Origin of the sequence: Pilosibacter sp. YYHA0881 (assembly GCF_051602715.1) — a bacterium.
In the GTDB taxonomy this organism is placed as follows: Bacteria; Bacillota; Clostridia; order Lachnospirales; family Lachnospiraceae; genus Alitiscatomonas; species Alitiscatomonas aceti.
Window position 1 is genome coordinate 2,585,328 of sequence record NZ_CP175657.1, and the last position, 17,578, is coordinate 2,602,905.

The following is a 17,578-nucleotide window of genomic DNA, read 5'->3' on the forward strand; positions in this document are numbered from 1 at the left end:
TATAGTTTACAATATCATAAAAACAGAGAAATGTAAACCATATATTAAATTTGGTTGACAAACAGAGGGAGGAAAACTGCCTTGACAATCCGGCTGAAATTCCGCAAAATAAGAGGAAGAGAGGGGCTGGAGAGTCTGCTTTTCCGGCCCTGGGAAAATACGGAGGGATGGATGCAAATGGGAAAGACCATGGAGGAAAAGGCGTTCCGGGAGCACGTTTCCTGGGTGATGTTTCTGCTCAGTATCCTGGTGATCTGGGCCCACTCCTATAATGCGGAGCTGTTTTCCGGCGGCGCCCCGGTCACAGAGGGGATCTGGCTGACGGTCCACAGGATCCAGGATTTCTTGTCCGCGGCCCTGGGGCTGACGGCAGTGCCGGGATTTTTTATGCTGTCGGCGTACCTTTTTTTCCGCAGCTTTTCCTGGGAGAAGCTTCCGGCAAAATGGAAGAGCCGGGTCCGCAGCGTGGCGGTCCCCTATCTGGCCTGGAATCTTTTTTATTATCTGGGCTATGTGCTGGCAACCCGCATTCCGGCTGTTTACCGGCTCATTGGAAAACCGCCGGTGCCATTTAACGGGGAGGAGCTTCTGGCGGCTGTTCTTCATTACCAGTACGCGCCGGTATTCTGGTATCTGTATCAGCTGATGTTCCTGATCCTGCTGTCCCCGGTCCTTTACTGGATCATAAAGAACCGGACCCGGGGGCTGGTCTTTCTGGCAGCTGTCATGGCGGCCGTCCATTTTCATCTGGATACCATGCATCCCAACACCGACGCACTTCTTTACTATTCCTTTGGGATCTTTATGGCCGTCCATGGCCGGGAGCTGACAGAGGCTTCTTATGGAAAGGGGCGGATCCTGGCGGGGATCGGAAATGTCCTTATGGCAGCGATCTGTTTCTGGAGGATGGGGAAGCCCGGGGCAGATGTTTTGTGGATCGTCATGTTCCGTTTTTTCCTTCCCATATCCATATGGCTTCTGTTTGACAGCGGACGGATGGGAAAGACCAGGCCGTGGATGCGCCAGAGCCTGTTTTTATACGGGATCCATTTTATCCTGGTGCGTGTTTTTAATAAGGCCGGAGCCCTGGTGCTGGGACGCGTGCTGGACGGGCCGGCCATGGCGGTCTTAGCTGTGGCCTGGTTCCTCCTGCTTCCGGCGGCGGTGGTGGCATCCTCTTACGCGGCGGCCCGGATCCTGGTCCGGTATGCGCCAGCCGTGTGGCGGATCTTTTCCGGAGGGCGGAGCCTGGACTAAGGCTTCCTGAAAAATGAAACAGAGAGGAAATGACAGATGATACTGGAAAAAGAAGACTGGGAGGAGCCAGAGTGCTGCTTCAGACCACATATAGCAGCCGCAGAGGCGGTGCATACAGGGAGCGCGGACGGAGGTCCCTCGGTCCGGGAGGTGATCCAGGGCTTTGACCGGCTCCTGGACCGGGATGCCAAACGGGAGGCGGCCATATATCTGGAGGACTGGATGGCCCGGTATGAGGAAGCCGGGGACTGGGCATCCCAGATCACTATATTGAATGAAATGATGGGCTTTTACCGCAATTCCGGAGAGAGGGAAAAGGGCCTTGCGGCGGTGGAAAAGGGGCTGGCCCTGGTGGGAGATCATGGGCTTTCCCAGACCGTCACCGGCGGCACCACCTGTCTCAATGCCGCCACTACCATGAAGGCTTTTGGAAAGGCAGCAGAGGCCATGCCGTATTACGACCAGGCCTTTAGGGCCTATGGCGGGAGCCTGCCGCCGGGAGACTACCGGTTCGGAGGCCTGTTCAACAACATGGCCCTGGCCTGGGAGGACCTGGGAGAGTATAGAAAGGCGGAGGCATATTATAAGAAAGCCATGGATATCATGGAGGCGCTGCGGCCGGGAAGCCTCCTGGAGATCGCGGTCACCTGGGTGAACCTGGCGGTGCTGTATGAGAAGGCGGGACGGGAGGAGGAGATCGACGGATGTCTGGAAAAGGCAGTGGAGATCTTTCGCTCCGGAGAGGTTCCCAGAGACGGATATTACGCGTTTAATTGCCGGAAATGCGCGGAAACATTCGGACATTTCGGATATTTCAGAATAAAGAAGGAACTTACCGAGGCGGCGGACCGGATCTATCGGGAAGCCGGAGAGGAGCCGGGGAGATGACAGATGGAAAGAGCAGTGGAAGAGCGGCAGATATGGAGCCGATAGAGGAAGGACAGGACAGGGGAAACGTTATCAGGGGCCTGGAGCTTTCAGAACGGTTTTTTGGCGAATACGGCCTGCCCATGCTCCAGGAGCAGTTTCCCCAGTATATGGATATGATCGCCGCGGGAGTGGCCGGAGAGGGCTCCGACTGCTTTGGTTTTGATGATGCCATATCCCGGGACCATGATTTTGAGGCCGGCTTCTGTCTTTGGATCCCGGACCGGCTGGAGCATGAGCTGGAATTTAAGCTGTCCCGGGCTTATGGGAAGCTGCCGGAGGAGTATCTGGGAGTGAGGCGGGAAAAACAGAGCCTCCTTGGCGGCGGACGCCGGGGCGTTTTGCTCACTGGAGAATTTTACCGCCAGTTCACAGGAAGGCCGGGAGCGCCGGAATCCCTGATGGAATGGCTGTATACGCCGGAGCACAGCCTGTCCTGCGCCGTCAATGGAAGGGTGTTTTACGACGGATGCGGGGAGTTTTCTGCCGTGCGCCGGGAGCTGGAGGACGGATACCCGGAGGACGTGCGTCTGAAGAAAATGGCGGCCCGGGCCGTCCTTATGGCCCAGTCGGGGCAGTATAATTATTCCCGGTGCTTGAGGCGGGGGGAATACGGAGCCGCCGCCATGGCCCTCCACGAATTTGTTTCGGCAGGGCTTTCCATGATCTTTCTTCTGAACCGCAGGTACATGCCGTATTACAAATGGTCGTTCCGGGCCGCCAGGGAGCTGCCGGTGCTCCGTGAGGCTGCTGGGGAGCTGGAGCGGCTGCTGACAGGGGGAGCAGCCGTGCCGGGGGATGCGGCTGGCGTTTATGAGCCAGGGAATACGGAACCAGGGGACAGAAATGGCGTCCGTGGATCCGTGGAGAAGGAAGCAGAGGACACAGAGGGATCCTGCGGACCAGCAAAGAAGCGGCTGGCTGGCGGCCCGGTCCGGACAGAGGAGAGGATCGAAATGGTCTGCCGGGCTGTGGTACAGGAACTGAAGCGCCAGGGCTTGACCGGCGGGGACTGGGATTATCTGGAGCCCCATGCCATGGAGCTGACGGAGCGCATCCGGGACGGAGAGCTTCGGAACCTTCATGTGATGGAGGGGTAGGGAGCCGTCGGCCAGGATCCGGTTTCGATTTCTCTCTTAGCTGGAGACAGCAGCGGCAGGCAGCTGTCTCCAACTCCATCAGTCCCCGGGCTTGCGAGATCTGACAAATGAATATAAACAGATGACCAGAACGGTAAAAATACCAACGGCCGCAGCGCCTGTCTTCCAATTAAAAGTACCACCCGGATACGTGATTCCGATACCGCCATGGCCAAACAGGCCAGCTTTTCTGGATGCCCGTGCAAAGTCGCTGTAATTATATAATGGCATACTGCTGTCATTCTCTTCATTTGAAGCAGAAAGCAGATCCGTATTCTGAGCTGCCGTGGGCCAGTTACCCTCAAAAGCACGGGCTGCTGACGGTTCAGCAGGTATTATGAATTCAGCTTTTTCTTCGCTGTTAAATACGATCGCTGTGGGATATCTTATTCCCGGGATACCTGAAACGATTTCATATGTATAGTTTCTGGGATCATATCCCGCATGCTTCAGTGCATCTTTAACGGTTTCCGCATAGTTTACAGTCTGGCCATCAAAGATATGGATTGCGCCAACATGCCATTGATTTAAAATTTTTTCTAATTCTGTCTTTGCATCTTCTGGAACATCTTCAGAAATATCTTTCCCTGTTTCTGAATGGACCAGGCCATGATTCAGGGAATCCAATATTTCATCGTTCAGAGACAAGATTTCTGAATATTCACGGTCATTCCTGTCTATCAGATGTTCCATGGCGTAAATATTAAAGGTTAATACATTTATCATTAAAATAACAGTAAATACCCCGGATAATTTTTTATTCATGCTTTGCCCCCTCTCATTTGCATTATATCAGTTTTTAGTATCATGCCGCAATAAAACACTGAAAATCAACGCCCGATTTTCAGCGAAAAAACACTTGCACTCAAAAATAAACTATGCTATACTTATTTAGCTGTTCTAAGGGAACAGGTATATAAATAAACGTGACTGTCAGTCATGTACCAAAAAATAAAGAGGTGAAAATCATGAAAGAGGGAATCCACCCAAATTACTATCAGGCCAAGGTCGTTTGCAACTGCGGTAATGAATTTGTAACTGGTTCTACCAAGAAAGACATTCACGTAGAAATCTGTTCCAAATGCCATTCATTCTATACCGGTCAGCAGAAGGCTGCTTCCGCTCGCGGACGTATCGAGATGTTCAACCGTAAGTATGGTGTGAAAGCAGACAAATAAGGTTTGATAAAGCAGGGTTGAGCTTTTGGATATTTCTGAAAACTCAGCCCTTTTTGTTTACCCGGAGGCCAGGCGGAGTGGGAACGCTCCCGGCAGGCCCCGGAGGCAGACGGGCCGGAGACGCGCGTCTGCGGGATCTTACAGACATGGAGGTTTAAAATTGAAATATTCCGGTATCGGGGGACAGGCAGTCTTAGAGGGAATCATGATGAAAAATAAGGATACCTATGCCACCGCCGTCAGAAAGCCTGACGGGGAGATCGTGATCCAGAAAGACACATATGTGAGTATGACGGAAAAAGTGAAATTCTTTTCCCTTCCGTTTGTACGCGGGATTTTCAGCTTTGCGGATTCAATGATCCTGGGGATGAAGACTCTCACCTGGTCGGCCAGCTTTTTTGAGGACGATGAAGAGGACGAGGCTCCGGGAAGATTTGAAAGCTTCCTGATCGATAAATTCGGAGAAAAAATGGAAAGCGTCGTTATGACGGCGGTGATGATCTTTTCCGTGTTCATGGCCATTGGGATCTTTATGGTGCTCCCGCTTCTGATCGCCGGCTTTTTCCGCCGGTTCATCCAGTCGGAAACGGTCATGGCAGTACTGGAGGGAGTGATCCGCATTGGGATCTTTATCGCTTATATTAAGATCATTTCCAGGATGGATGACATCCGCCGCACGTTCATGTACCATGGCTCCGAGCACAAATGCATCAACTGCCTGGAGAACGGGCTGGTATTAAATGTGGAAAACGTCCGGAAGAGCTCCAAGGAGCACAAGCGCTGCGGCACCAGCTTTCTTCTGATCGTCATGGTCATCAGCATCCTGTTCTTTATGGTGGTCCGGGTGGACACCATCTGGCTCCGGATCGTCAGCCGGATCGTACTGATCCCGGTGATCGCGGGCGTGTCCTATGAGGTGCTACGGTTAGCTGGAACCAGCAATTCAAAGATCATGGACATCATAAGCCGCCCCGGCATGTGGATGCAGGGACTGACCACCAAGGAGCCGGACGATTCCATGATCCAGGTGGCCATCGCCGCTGTGGAGGAAGTGTTCGACTGGAAGAAATACCTGGAGGAGAACTTTCCGGAAACGTATCCGGCCGGGTATTTTGAAGAGCAGGAGAAACTGGCATGACCTGGGGGGAGCTGTTAAAACAGGGCCAGGAGCGCTTAAAGAAGGCCGGGATCCAGGAGTATGAGCTGGACGCCTGGTATTTGTTTGAACAGGCATTTTCCATGAGCCGGGCCAGGTATTTCCTGGATGCAAAGGAGGAGGCGGCGCCGGAGGCTCCGGCCCTCAAGGCTTATGAGAACGGCCTGGAGCGGCGTTCCGGCCGGGTGCCCCTCCAGCATATCCTGGGCACACAGGAATTCATGGGCATGGAGTTTTTTGTCAATGCCCATGTGCTGATCCCCAGGCAGGATACTGAGACGCTGGTGGAAACTGTGTTAAATGAGCAGAAAAACAGAAATATTTCTGTGCTGGATATGTGTACCGGCTCCGGCTGCATCGCCGTCAGCTTAAAGGCCCTGGGCGGATACGCCCGGGTGGCAGCGGCAGACATTTCTTCCGAGGCCCTGGAGGTGGCAGAAAAAAACGCCGGAACGTATCCGGTGGAGTTTCGCCAGAGCGATATGTTCGCTGCCTTTGAGCCGGGAAGGGACATGTTCGATGTGATCGTTTCCAATCCGCCCTATATCCCCAGTGAGGTGATCCGGGGCCTGGAGCCGGAGGTGCGTGACCATGAGCCTCTGGGAGCCTTAGACGGGAAAGAGGACGGCCTGTATTTTTACAGGATCCTGGCGGAGCAATGCGGGGATTTCTTAAACCAGGGCGGTTCCGTTTATTTTGAGACGGGTCACGACCAGGGGGCGGCGGTGAAGACGCTTTTAGAGTCCCATGGATTTCAGGATACAAAGGTGATAAAGGATCTGGCGGGCATGGACCGGGTAGTGCGCGGAACGTGGCCGGGGCAGATCCGGAAATAAAGAAGGAGGTTTCCTATGTTCGACCGTTTGGAAGACATTGTTAAGCATTACGAAGAGCTGATGTTTGAGTTAAACAATCCGTCCGTGGCAGAGGATCAGAAACGATTCCGGAAACTGATGAAGGAACAGTCGGATCTGACGCCGCTGGTGGAGACATATAAGGAATATAAGCAGGCAAAGCAGGACGTGGAGGACAGCCTGGCCCTTCTGGAGGAAGAGAGCGACGAGGAAATGCGGGAGATGGCCAAGGAAGAGCTTTCCGACGCGAAAAAAAGGATCGAGGAGCTGGAGCAGCAGCTTAAGATCCTTCTGCTTCCCAAGGACCCCAACGATGATAAGAACGTGATCGTGGAAATCCGCGCAGGCGCAGGCGGAGACGAGGCGGCCCTGTTCGCTTCCGAGCTGTACCGGATGTACGTCCATTATGCAGAGCGCCAGCGCTGGAAGGTGGAGCTGATTAACGTCAGCGAGAGCGGCATCGGCGGCATGAAGGAAGTGGAATTCATGATCACAGGCCAGGGCGCATATTCCAAGCTGAAATACGAAAGCGGCGTACACCGGGTACAGCGTGTGCCGGAGACTGAGTCCGGCGGCCGGATCCATACGTCTACGGCCACTGTGGCGATCATGCCGGAGGCCGAGGAGTTTGACGTGGTCATCGACGAAAAGGATATCCGCATCGACGTGATGCGTGCCTCCGGAAACGGCGGCCAGTGCGTAAACACCACTGACTCTGCGGTGCGTCTGACCCATATTCCCACGGGAATCGTGATCTACAGCCAGACGGAGAAATCCCAGCTGCAGAACAAGGATAAGGCGTTCCGCCTGCTGCGTTCCAAGCTGTATGACATGGAGCTGGAGCGCCGCCAGAATGAGGAGGCCGAGGCGCGCCGCAGCCAGATCGGCACCGGCGACCGGTCCGAAAAGATCCGCACCTACAACTTCCCCCAGGGACGTGTGACAGAGCACCGGATCAAGCTGACCCTTTATAAGATCGACTCCATCATGGACGGCGATCTCCAGGAACTGATCGACAGCCTGATCGCCGCAGACCAGGCGGCCAAGCTGGCGAAAATGAACGAGAATTAAAAATGGATATGGATATTTACCGCCGCATCGGTCTGGTATGCAGCCGGATCCCCAGAGGGAGGGTGGCCACCTATGGCCAGATCGCCCTGCTCTGCGGGAAGCCGGGGAACTCCAGACAGGTGGGATACGCTTTGAAAAAAGGGCTGGCAGGAGAGAACGTGCCGGCCCACCGGGTGGTGAACGCCGCCGGGATCCTGAGCGGGGCCGCTCATTTTGCGTCCATGGATCTCCAGTGCCTTCTTCTGCGGGAGGAAGGCGTGGAGGTGCTGTGGACCCCTAAGGGATGGAAGACGGATCTGAAGCGTTACGGATGGAAAAATACCATGGAGGAGGCCCTGGAACTGAACCGGGCCTTTTTTTCTATGAACATCTGAATCTCGGAAAATCAGAAGGATTTAAAGAAATCTTAAAGATAATCCAATAGGTTTGTAACATCCGGCCTTTCAATCATCTGGGTTTTATGCTATAATGACGCCATATATACGGGGAAGGTGCGTCCTTTTTTAGCCGTGGGAAAATTTTAGCCTCCGCGGCGGACGCTTTTTTCCGGAAAAACGGACTAAAACAGCAGAAAATGAAGGAGAACAGATATGAAAGGTATCATTCTTGCCGGCGGCAGCGGCACACGTCTTTATCCACTGACGAAGGTGACTTCCAAACAGCTTTTACCCATCTATGATAAACCCATGATCTATTATCCCCTTTCCGTTCTGATGAACGCAGGGATCCGGGATATCCTGATCATCTCCACTCCCGATGATACGCCCAGGTTTGAAGCTCTTTTAGGCGACGGCCATCAGTTCGGCATCACCCTCAGCTATGCGGTGCAGCCCAGTCCCGACGGACTGGCCCAGGCCTTTATCATCGGCGCAGATTTCATCGGAAACGATTCTGTGGCTATGGTCCTGGGAGACAATATCTTCCACGGCCAGGGCTTAAAGAAGCGCCTCAGGGAGGCGGCTGCCAGGGAAAAGGGAGCCACTGTATTCGGATATTACGTGGACGATCCGGAGCGGTTCGGCATTGTGGAATTCGATAAGGACGGAAAGGCTATTTCCATTGAGGAGAAACCGGAAAAGCCCAAGTCCAACTACTGCGTCACCGGCCTGTATTTCTACGACAACCGGGTGGTGGAGTATGCGAAAAACTTAAAGCCCTCTGCGAGAGGCGAGCTGGAGATCACGGACTTAAACCGGATCTATCTGGAGAGCGGCGAGCTGGATGTGACGCTTTTAGGCCAGGGCTTCACATGGCTGGATACGGGAACCCACGAATCCCTGGTGGAGGCCACCAACTTTGTTAAGACCGTGGAGACCCATGAGCACAGAAAGATCGCCTGCCTGGAGGAGATCGCCTATACCAACGGCTGGATCACCAGGGACGAGGTCATGGAGGCCTATGAGATCTTAAAGAAGAACCAATACGGCCAGTATCTGAAGGACGTGGTGGACGGCAAGTATATCGACAAGCTGCCGGGCCATGCGGACCGATAAAACATTCCTGGCCAGAAAACGCAGGATCTTCCGGCCGGAAAGCCGGAGAACGGCGTGGATTTGAAGAAAGCGAATAAGGAGAAACAAAAATGAAGATCATCGTAACAGGCGGCGCCGGTTTCATCGGCGGCAACTTCATCCATCATATGGTAAATAAATATCCGGAGTATGACATTGTCAACCTGGATCTGCTCACCTACGCAGGCAACCTGGAGACCTTAAAGCCCGTGGAGGGAAAGCCCAACTATAAATTTGTAAAGGGCGACATTGCGGACCGGAAATTCGTATTCGATCTGTTTGAAAAGGAAAAGCCCGATATGGTCGTAAACTTTGCGGCTGAGAGCCACGTGGACCGCTCCGTGGTGGATCCGGAGAGCTTTGTGCGTACCAACGTTATGGGTACCACCACGCTCTTAGACGCATGTAAGGAATACGGGATCAAGCGCTATCACCAGGTATCCACCGACGAGGTATACGGAGACCTGCCTCTGGACCGTCCGGACCTCTTTTTTACCGAGGAGACTCCGCTCCACACCTCCAGCCCCTATTCCTCCAGTAAGGCCAGCGCCGACCTGTTCGTCATGGCATACCACAGGACCTTTGGTCTGCCGGTGACCATTTCCCGCTGCTCCAACAACTATGGCCCCTACCATTTCCCGGAGAAGCTGATCCCGTTGATGATCAGCCGCGCCCTGGCCGACGAGTCCCTTCCGGTATACGGAACAGGCGAGAATGTGAGAGACTGGCTCCATGTTTCCGACCACTGCGAGGCCATCGATCTGATCATCCACAACGGCCGGGTGGGAGAAGTATATAATGTGGGCGGCCACAACGAGCGCACCAACTTAGAGGTTGTAAAGACCATCTTAAAGGCCCTTGATAAGCCGGAGAGCCTGATCAAATTTGTAACGGACCGTCCGGGCCATGACCGCCGATATGCCATCGATCCCACAAAGCTGGAGACCGAGCTTGGCTGGAAGCCCAAATACAATTTCGATACCGGGATCCAGCAGACCATCCAGTGGTATCTGGACAACGAGGACTGGTGGAAGCACATCTTAAGCGGCGAGTACAGCAATTATTTCGATAACATGTATGGAAAGAGGCTGGGTGAGAAATAATGAGGATCTTAGTAACAGGCGTCAAGGGCCAGCTGGGCCATGACGTGGTAAATGAAATGGTAAAACGCGGCCTGGAGCCCGTGGGAGTGGACCTGGAGGAGATGGACATCACCGACGCAGGGGCCTGCCGGAGGGTGATCACGGAATCGAAGGTGGACGCTGTGATCCACTGTGCCGCTTATACGGCTGTGGATGCGGCCGAGGACAACGTGGACGTATGCAGAAAGGTCAACGCAGACGGCACCAGGAACATCGCAGAGGTCTGCCGCGACCTGGATATCAAGATGATGTACATCAGCACGGATTACGTGTTCGACGGCCAGGGGACCCGCCCCTGGGAGCCGGATGACGAGCGCCATCCCTTAAACGTATACGGTCAGACCAAATACGAGGGAGAGCTGGCGGTGGAGGAGCTGGTGAAAAAATTCTTCATCGTCCGCATTGCCTGGGTGTTCGGCGTCAACGGAAAGAACTTCATTAAGACCATGCTCCGTATCGGAAAGGAACGGGGCGCGGCCACGGTGGTGGACGACCAGATCGGCTCCCCCACCTATACCTATGATCTGGCCAGGCTCCTGGTGGATATGATCCAGACCGAGAAATATGGCCGGTACCATGCCACCAACGAGGGCTTATGCTCCTGGTATGAATTTGCCTGCGAGATCTTCCGCCAGGCGGGGATGGACGAGGTAAAGGTAACGCCGGTTCCCACCAGCGGGTATCCGGCCTCCAAGGCGAAGCGGCCCATGAACAGCCGGATCAGCAAGGAGAAGCTGACGGAAAACGGCTTTGAGCGGCTTCCGGACTGGAAGGACGCAGTGGGCCGTTATCTGAAGGAGATTACCTGGTAGGATAAAAGATGGGCGAGGCCTCCGGCAGAGGTCTTCCTGGCTTCCATCTGCGGGAGCTGAGTCATAGAATAATACAGGGATCAGGAAGGCGGGGGGAAACCTTTTTTAGGAGGATGAGAAAAATGGGAAAATATTTTGGAACAGACGGCTTCCGGGGAGAGGCCAACGTGGATCTGACGGTGGAGCACGCCTATAAGGTGGGCCGCTTCCTGGGCTGGTATTACGGGCAGAAGGCCAAGGGAGAGCGGTGCCGCATCGTGATCGGAAAGGATACGAGACGGTCCAGCTATATGTTTGAGTACGCCCTGGTGTCGGGCCTGACGGCTTCGGGCGCAGACGTATATCTGCTGCACGTGACTACCACGCCCAGCGTGTCCCATGTGATCCGTACCGAGGATTTTGACTGCGGGATCATGATCTCTGCCAGCCACAATCCCTATTATGACAACGGCATCAAGGTCATGAACGGCAGCGGAGAGAAAATGGAGGAGTCGGTTATCCTGGAGATCGAAAAATACCTGGATGGGGAGATGGGAGAGCTTCCCCTGGCAAAGAGGGACCAGATCGGCCGCACCCAGGATTTTGCAGCCGGAAGGAACCGCTATATCGGATATCTGATCTCCATTGCCACCCGTTCCTTTAAGGGGAAGAAGGTGGGGCTGGACTGCGCCAATGGAAGCGCTTCCTCTGTGGCAAAGAGCGTGTTCGATGCCCTGGGAGCCGATACCTTTGTGATCAATAACGAGCCCGACGGCTTAAATATCAATACGGACTGCGGCTCTACCCACATTGGACGGCTCCAGGCCTTTGTGAAGGAAAACCATCTGGACGTGGGCTTTGCCTACGACGGCGATGCAGACCGCTGTCTGGCGGTGGATGAAAACGGAGAAGTGGTGGACGGCGACCGGATCCTTTATATCTGCGGAAAATATATGAAGGAGCAGGGAAATTTAAGGAATAATAAGATCGTAACCACAGTCATGTCCAACCTGGGCCTTTATAAGGCTCTGGACCGGGAGGGCATCGGCTACGACAAAACGGCTGTGGGCGATAAATATGTGTATGAAAACATGTCCCAGACTGGAAACTGCCTGGGCGGCGAGCAGTCCGGCCATATTATTTTCAGCAAATACGCCACCACCGGCGATGGGATCCTGACCTCCTTAAAGATCATGGAGGTGATGCTGGAAAAGAAGGAGACTCTGTCCAGACTGGCTTCCGAGGTGACCATCCTGCCCCAGGTCCTTAAGAACGTGCGTGTGGCCGACAAGGCGGCCGCCCTGGGCGACGAAGACGTGAAGCAGGCCGCAGCCGATGTGGAGAAGGCCCTGGGCAGCGACGGAAGGCTTCTCTTGAGACAGAGCGGAACTGAGCCGCTGATCCGCGTCATGGTGGAGGCCGAATCCACGGAGATCTGCGAAAAGTACGTGGACCAGGTGATCGGAGCCCTCAGAAAAAAAGGCCACGCAGTTTCATAGAGCTGCGGCCCTCATAAATAGTCCCGGCATAGCTCCCATAATCAAAAGATATGGGAGCTTTTGTTGATATAACAGAAATCAGATGCTATAATGTGTTTTACATAAAATCTGAGCAGAGGACTGATGGATATGGGGTTAGACCTAAGAGCGTAACACAGTTTATCGTAGAGAAATACAGCGTGATTTACCGACTCCGGCCTTAATGTGGTTCAGAAAGTAAAAACGCCAGTACAGGACTTAAATGGAGGAAGCAGATCATGAAAAATGTGGAACGATATCAGAGAGTACCGGTGGTCCATTACCCGGAGCGGGAATGGCCCGGAAAAGAGATACAGAAGGCGCCCGCATGGTGCAGCGTGGATTTAAGGGACGGAAACCAGGCCCTGGTGGAGCCCATGGTGGTAGAGGAAAAGATCGAGATGTTCAATCTCCTGGTGGAAATGGGCTTTAAGGAGATCGAGATCGGCTTTCCTGCGGCTTCCCAGATCGAATTTGATTTTTTAAGACAGCTGGTGGAGCGGAATCTGATCCCCGATGACGTGATGGTCCAGGTGCTGACCCAGTGCCGGGAGCACCTGGTGAAGCGTACCTTTGAGGCCATCCAGGGGATCAAAAAGGCAGTGGTCCACATTTACAATTCCACATCCACCTTACAGCGGGACGTGGTATTCCACATGGACCGGGAGGAGATCAAAAAGATCGCCACAGACGGCGTCGCCATGGTAAAGAACTATATGAAGGACCATGACGGAGAGGTGGTACTGGAGTATTCACCGGAGAGCTTTACGGGCACGGAGCTGGATTTCGCCCTGGATATCTGCAACGCGGTCCAGAGAGCCTGGGGACCGACGCCGGAGAACAGGATGATCATGAACCTGCCGTCCACGGTGGAGATGACGACTCCCAATGTGTATGCAGACCAGATCGAATGGATGAACAGGCATCTGGAAAACCGGGAAAGCATTATCTTAAGCGTTCATCCCCACAACGACCGGGGAACCGGAGTGGCGGCCACAGAGCTGGCGCTCCTGGCCGGTGCGGACCGGGTGGAGGGCACCCTGTTCGGAAACGGGGAACGGACCGGAAACGTGGATATCCTGACCCTGGCTTACAATATGTTCTCCCAGGGCATCGATCCGGAGCTGGAGATCTCTGATGTAAAGCGGATCGCAGAGGTGTATGAGCGGTGTACGAAAATGCACATCGATCCCCGCCACCCCTATGCCGGAAAGCTGGTGTTCACCGCCTTCTCCGGTTCCCACCAGGACGCCATCAATAAGGGCATGCACGCACTTTTAGAGCGCCAGAGCAAGGTATGGCAGGTGCCGTATCTCCCCATCGACCCGTCGGATATCGGCCGGGAGTACGAGCCCATCGTCCGTATCAACAGCCAGTCCGGAAAGGGCGGCGTGGCCTTCGTCATGGACACCTTCTTCGGCTTCAAGCTGCCCCGCGGCATGCATAAGGAATTTGCCGACATGATCCAGAAGATCGCCGAGCGGCAGGGAGAGGTGGCTCCCGAGCAGATCATGGAGGAATTCCAGAAAAACTATCTGGACCGGAAGGAACCGTACCACTTCAAAAAGTGCAAGATCACAGATTTCGAGTCTGCCGGAGATTTCACCACCGTGGCCGTGGTCACCTACACCGACCATGGAGTCGAAAAACAGTTTGAGGGCGTTGGAAACGGCCCCATCGACGCTGTCCAGCGCGGCTTGGAGGAAGAGCTGGGCATCAATATCAAGGTCCTGGATTACAGCGAGCATGCCCTGACCTCCGGTTCCGGAGCCCAGGCGGCCTCCTACATCCACATGATGGATCAGGACCGGAAGCGTGTCACCTACGGCGTTGGCATCAGCTCCAACATCACCCGCGCCTCCCTGCGCGGCATCTTCAGCGCCGTCAACCGCTTATACGGAGACAATTGACAGATTCCTTACATTTACATACCCCTTCTCTTATGGACCGGAAGCTCCCACCAAAAAGCTCCGGTCCCTTTTTATGCCATAGGAAAGAGCATCCTGTGACAAAAAAACTCTGTGGAGCCTGCCGTCGGAAAACAATGACTGCATGATGGTTCCATGGTATAATGTTTGGAAACAGATATTATACCATCTGCTGCTTTCGTCAGAAAAGAGCATGCAGAAACGATGGAATATCAGATCAGGGAGGATCAAATGGAAAAGAAAGTTATAAGAAGCGGCATATTTGTAAAAGTCATCGGCATCATCACCACAGCCATATTTTCACTGGTCAGCTTTTTCCTTGCCATAACGGGAAACATCATGGCTTCCATCTGTTTTTTACCATTCGCGGCGCTGGGGATCCTGCTCCTTCTGGCCTATAAAAAAGAAATGATCCTTGTGGAAGAGGACCGATTGATCTTTTTCCATTTATTCAAACAGCCGAAACAGGTAAAATACAGCGATATCCGATGTCTGCTTCTTGTCCCTCTGGGCAGCCGGACACAGATGGTCCTTGTGGACTGGCAGTATAACCGGCTCGTCACGCTGGACTATGCGCTGGCCGATCTGGAAATATTGTTTGAAGCTCTCCTGGAAAACGACATTCCCAGCGTAGATCTTGGCGAAATGACAGAAAAGGGAGAAAACGTATCCCAATACATAAATGCATTAAATGTCATGGAGAAAAACCATTACAGATCCATTGCAGACGAAACAAAAACAATGGAGAGCCTGTCAGAAGGATACGAGCCCTTTCACATTGCCGGCGCAAAGAAATTTTTAAAAGCAGCAGGCTGGATCCTGATATTTCTGAATGCAGCGGCCTTCCTGGCAGGCGGTAAGCTCATGGTCGCTATCTTTCTTTTTGTACTTCTGGCCGCCTACGGGATCTACCTCTGGTATTACCCATACATCTATATAGAAACCACCACAAAAAAAGGAGAGCAGAACGCGCTCCAGATGCCGGTCCTGGGCCCTGTAATCGCAATGCTTTTATGCCTGAGCGTCTCAAAAAGCTTTGATTACGATCTGGGAAGCCTGCTCAGGATAACCATTTACCTAACAGCTTTGCTGTCCATTCCATACATCATCAGATCAGCAGGCACAAAGGTACCCCAGAGACTGTCCCGGAAGCTATCAGTTATTCTGGCTGTCCTTGTTATCTCATTCACGGCCACATTCCCCCTGAACTTCCTGCTGACCTTCGACAAATCGGCCCATGAAGCCATATCCGTTACAGACAAAGACATAAGCACCAGCGGCAGCACCACCGACTACTATCTATACGGAAACTGGCACGGAGAACAAACAAAATTCAAGACATCCAGAAGCGTATACAACAACACAGCCATCGGAGACACAAGAAGGATCTGCCTGAGAAAAAGCGCCCTGGGCCTAAAATACCACACAATCCACCAATAGATCCTGCCCCCCTCCCTCCCCGCTTCCTCCCCCTGCTCCCGATATCCCCAGGCCCCGTCCCTCTGCCACTTTTTTGCCATAAATGCTTCATAGAATTGTAATGAAAATGTGAAGAAAAAGTGATGAAAAAAATACAGAAATATGATATACTCCATACAACAGATGAGAAAGAATAATTTTGACAGATTTTTTATAAAGGAGGAAATGATATGAGAAAAGGTTTAATGGTTATGACACTTGCAGCGGCATTTACAGCCGGAATGGCAATGACATCCTTTGCAGGCTGGTCACAGAAAAATGGAAACTGGTATTACTACAATGATTCCACAGGAAAAATGGTCCAGGACGACTGGGTGAAGGTCAACGAAAAATGGTACTATATGGATTCCAACGGCGTGATGCGGACCAACAGCCTGATCGACGACACCTACTATGTGAACAGCAGCGGCGAAATGGTGCTCAACGAATGGAGAGAGCTGAGCGACAACTGGGATCATGAAGGCGGCTGGAGATACTTCGGAGCCAACGGAAAGGCTTATGAGAACGGCTGGAAGCAGATCCATGACGTATGGTACTATTTCAACAATTCTGTAATGGCCACCGGCTGGCAGGATCTGGACGGAGATATCTATTACCTGGGCAGCTCCGGCGCAATGGCAGCCGGCTGGAAGCAGCTTCCGGATCCCAACGATGACTGGGGTGAGTACTGGTTCTATTTCGGCACCAATGGCAAGATGGTGCGGGAGACAGAAAAGAGCATCGGCGGCACCGCTTATATCTTTGATCATGAGGGACGGATGCTGACCGGATGGGTAAACCCGTCAGACTATACCTCCACAGGCCGCGACGATCTGTCCAGCTCGGATACCGCCCACTTACGGTATTACAGAAGCGGCGGACAGCAGGCGGACGGCTGGCAGTACCTGGCTTCTCCGGACGATGCAGAGGAAAGCTGGTATTACTTCCGTGACGGCCGCGCATACTCCACCGAGTATAAGACCACAGTCATTGGCGGACACTACGGTATGGCGAAGATCAAAGGCGAGACCTACTGCTTCGATACCCAGGGCCGTATGGTGACCGGAATGGTAGAAGTGGAAGACGGCAGAAAGTTCTACTTTAACCCCGATAACGGCGAAATGATGACAGGCCGCGTAGTTGTAAACGACGATGACCATGACAACGAGGTATTCTACTTCACGACCACAGGTTCTCTTGGAAACCGCGGCGACGGCTACACTGGCATCAAGGACGGAGCTCTTTATGAGGAAGGCGTTCTGATCCGGGCAGAAGAAGGAATGAAGTACGAAAAGGTAAGCGTTGACGGCAAGGATTACGTAGTAAACGAGCAGGGTAAGGTAAAGACCAGCGGTACCGTGACCGACGCCGATGGCGTGAAATACAGGATCACAAAACAGAGTGACGGCACATACAAGATTGAAATCACTGATTAACGATCATTTCCTCTTGAAGAGAAAGGGTCCCGGAAACGGGACCTTTTCTTTTTGGAAACAGCGAACAAATGTTTGAATCCGGGAGAGAATCATGGTATAATGTCTGTAAAACAGACATTATACCATGGCGCATCTGGTTTTCGCGTTCACCGCGAAAATCCAGGCGCTCAAATCTCCCGGAGGGGTATCGCAGCCGAAGGGTGCGGTATAATG

At 53.3% G+C, this 17,578-nt stretch carries 16 protein-coding genes; 15 read left to right on the forward strand and 1 reads right to left on the reverse strand.

Annotated elements, in window-relative coordinates:
• Positions 1–171: 171 nt before the first annotated feature.
• Genes ACI6NM_RS12085 through ACI6NM_RS12095 form a run of 3 tightly spaced genes read left to right on the forward strand, consistent with a single transcriptional unit; the run spans position 172 to position 3,284 of the window.
• Entirely contained in the window at positions 172–1,257 is a 1,086-nt protein-coding gene (locus tag ACI6NM_RS12085) for an acyltransferase family protein (RefSeq protein ID WP_262427310.1), read from the forward strand.
• Positions 1,258–1,293: 36 nt separating this feature from the next.
• A complete protein-coding gene (locus ACI6NM_RS12090) occupies positions 1,294–2,145 on the forward strand; it encodes a tetratricopeptide repeat protein (protein ID WP_215654799.1) in 852 nt (283 codons plus the stop codon).
• Entirely contained in the window at positions 2,142–3,284 is a 1,143-nt protein-coding gene (locus ACI6NM_RS12095; protein WP_262427311.1) for a DUF4037 domain-containing protein, read from the forward strand. The genes ACI6NM_RS12090 and ACI6NM_RS12095 overlap by 4 nt, the downstream gene beginning before the upstream one ends.
• A 78-nt stretch (positions 3,285–3,362) precedes the next feature.
• Here ACI6NM_RS12095 and ACI6NM_RS12100 read toward each other — a convergent pair whose 3' ends face one another.
• Entirely contained in the window at positions 3,363–4,088 is a 726-nt protein-coding gene (locus ACI6NM_RS12100) for a hypothetical protein (RefSeq protein ID WP_262427312.1), read from the reverse strand.
• Between the two features lie 203 nt (positions 4,089–4,291).
• Between ACI6NM_RS12100 and rpmE the strand changes: the two genes are divergently transcribed.
• The 12 genes from rpmE (at position 4,292) to ACI6NM_RS12160 (ending at position 17,365) form a co-directional block, all read left to right on the forward strand.
• Positions 4,292–4,501 carry a 50S ribosomal protein L31 gene (gene rpmE, locus ACI6NM_RS12105; RefSeq protein WP_022272867.1) on the forward strand — a complete coding sequence of 70 codons (210 nt, stop codon included), beginning with the start codon at positions 4,292–4,294 and terminating at the stop codon, positions 4,499–4,501.
• Between the two features lie 160 nt (positions 4,502–4,661).
• Positions 4,662–5,639, forward strand: a complete 978-nt coding sequence (locus ACI6NM_RS12110; RefSeq protein ID WP_262427313.1) for a DUF1385 domain-containing protein — start codon at positions 4,662–4,664, stop codon at positions 5,637–5,639.
• A complete protein-coding gene (prmC, locus tag ACI6NM_RS12115; RefSeq protein WP_215654805.1) occupies positions 5,636–6,493 on the forward strand; it encodes a peptide chain release factor N(5)-glutamine methyltransferase in 858 nt (285 codons plus the stop codon). The genes ACI6NM_RS12110 and prmC overlap by 4 nt, the downstream gene beginning before the upstream one ends.
• Positions 6,494–6,508: 15 nt before the next feature.
• Entirely contained in the window at positions 6,509–7,582 is a 1,074-nt protein-coding gene (gene prfA, locus ACI6NM_RS12120; protein WP_022272864.1) for a peptide chain release factor 1, read from the forward strand.
• A gap of 8 nt (positions 7,583–7,590) precedes the next feature.
• A complete protein-coding gene (locus ACI6NM_RS12125; protein WP_262427375.1) occupies positions 7,591–7,956 on the forward strand; it encodes an MGMT family protein in 366 nt (121 codons plus the stop codon).
• 216 nt (positions 7,957–8,172) lie between these two features.
• Positions 8,173–9,075: a glucose-1-phosphate thymidylyltransferase RfbA gene (rfbA, locus tag ACI6NM_RS12130; protein WP_262427314.1), complete on the forward strand. Its 903-nt coding sequence runs from the start codon at positions 8,173–8,175 to the stop codon at positions 9,073–9,075.
• An 89-nt stretch (positions 9,076–9,164) separates the two neighbouring features.
• Positions 9,165–10,196 carry a dTDP-glucose 4,6-dehydratase gene (gene rfbB, locus ACI6NM_RS12135; protein WP_215654807.1) on the forward strand — a complete coding sequence of 344 codons (1,032 nt, stop codon included), beginning with the start codon at positions 9,165–9,167 and terminating at the stop codon, positions 10,194–10,196.
• Positions 10,196–11,047: a dTDP-4-dehydrorhamnose reductase gene (rfbD, locus tag ACI6NM_RS12140; RefSeq protein ID WP_262427315.1), complete on the forward strand. Its 852-nt coding sequence runs from the start codon at positions 10,196–10,198 to the stop codon at positions 11,045–11,047. Before rfbB ends, rfbD begins: the two co-directional genes overlap by 1 nt.
• A gap of 122 nt (positions 11,048–11,169) precedes the next feature.
• Positions 11,170–12,525 (forward strand): phosphoglucosamine mutase, encoded by a 1,356-nt coding sequence (glmM, locus tag ACI6NM_RS12145; protein ID WP_262427316.1) that lies wholly within the window; start codon positions 11,170–11,172, stop codon positions 12,523–12,525.
• A 257-nt stretch (positions 12,526–12,782) separates the two neighbouring features.
• The gene (gene leuA / locus ACI6NM_RS12150; protein ID WP_262427317.1) at positions 12,783–14,453 is read left to right on the forward strand and encodes a 2-isopropylmalate synthase; all 1,671 of its coding nucleotides are present in this window, start codon (positions 12,783–12,785) and stop codon (positions 14,451–14,453) included.
• A 249-nt stretch (positions 14,454–14,702) separates the two neighbouring features.
• Entirely contained in the window at positions 14,703–15,911 is a 1,209-nt protein-coding gene (locus tag ACI6NM_RS12155) for a hypothetical protein (RefSeq protein WP_262427318.1), read from the forward strand.
• Positions 15,912–16,120: 209 nt separating this feature from the next.
• The gene (locus ACI6NM_RS12160) at positions 16,121–17,365 is read left to right on the forward strand and encodes a PspC-like choline-binding domain-containing protein (protein WP_262427319.1); all 1,245 of its coding nucleotides are present in this window, start codon (positions 16,121–16,123) and stop codon (positions 17,363–17,365) included.
• The last annotated feature ends 213 nt before the right edge of the window (positions 17,366–17,578 follow it).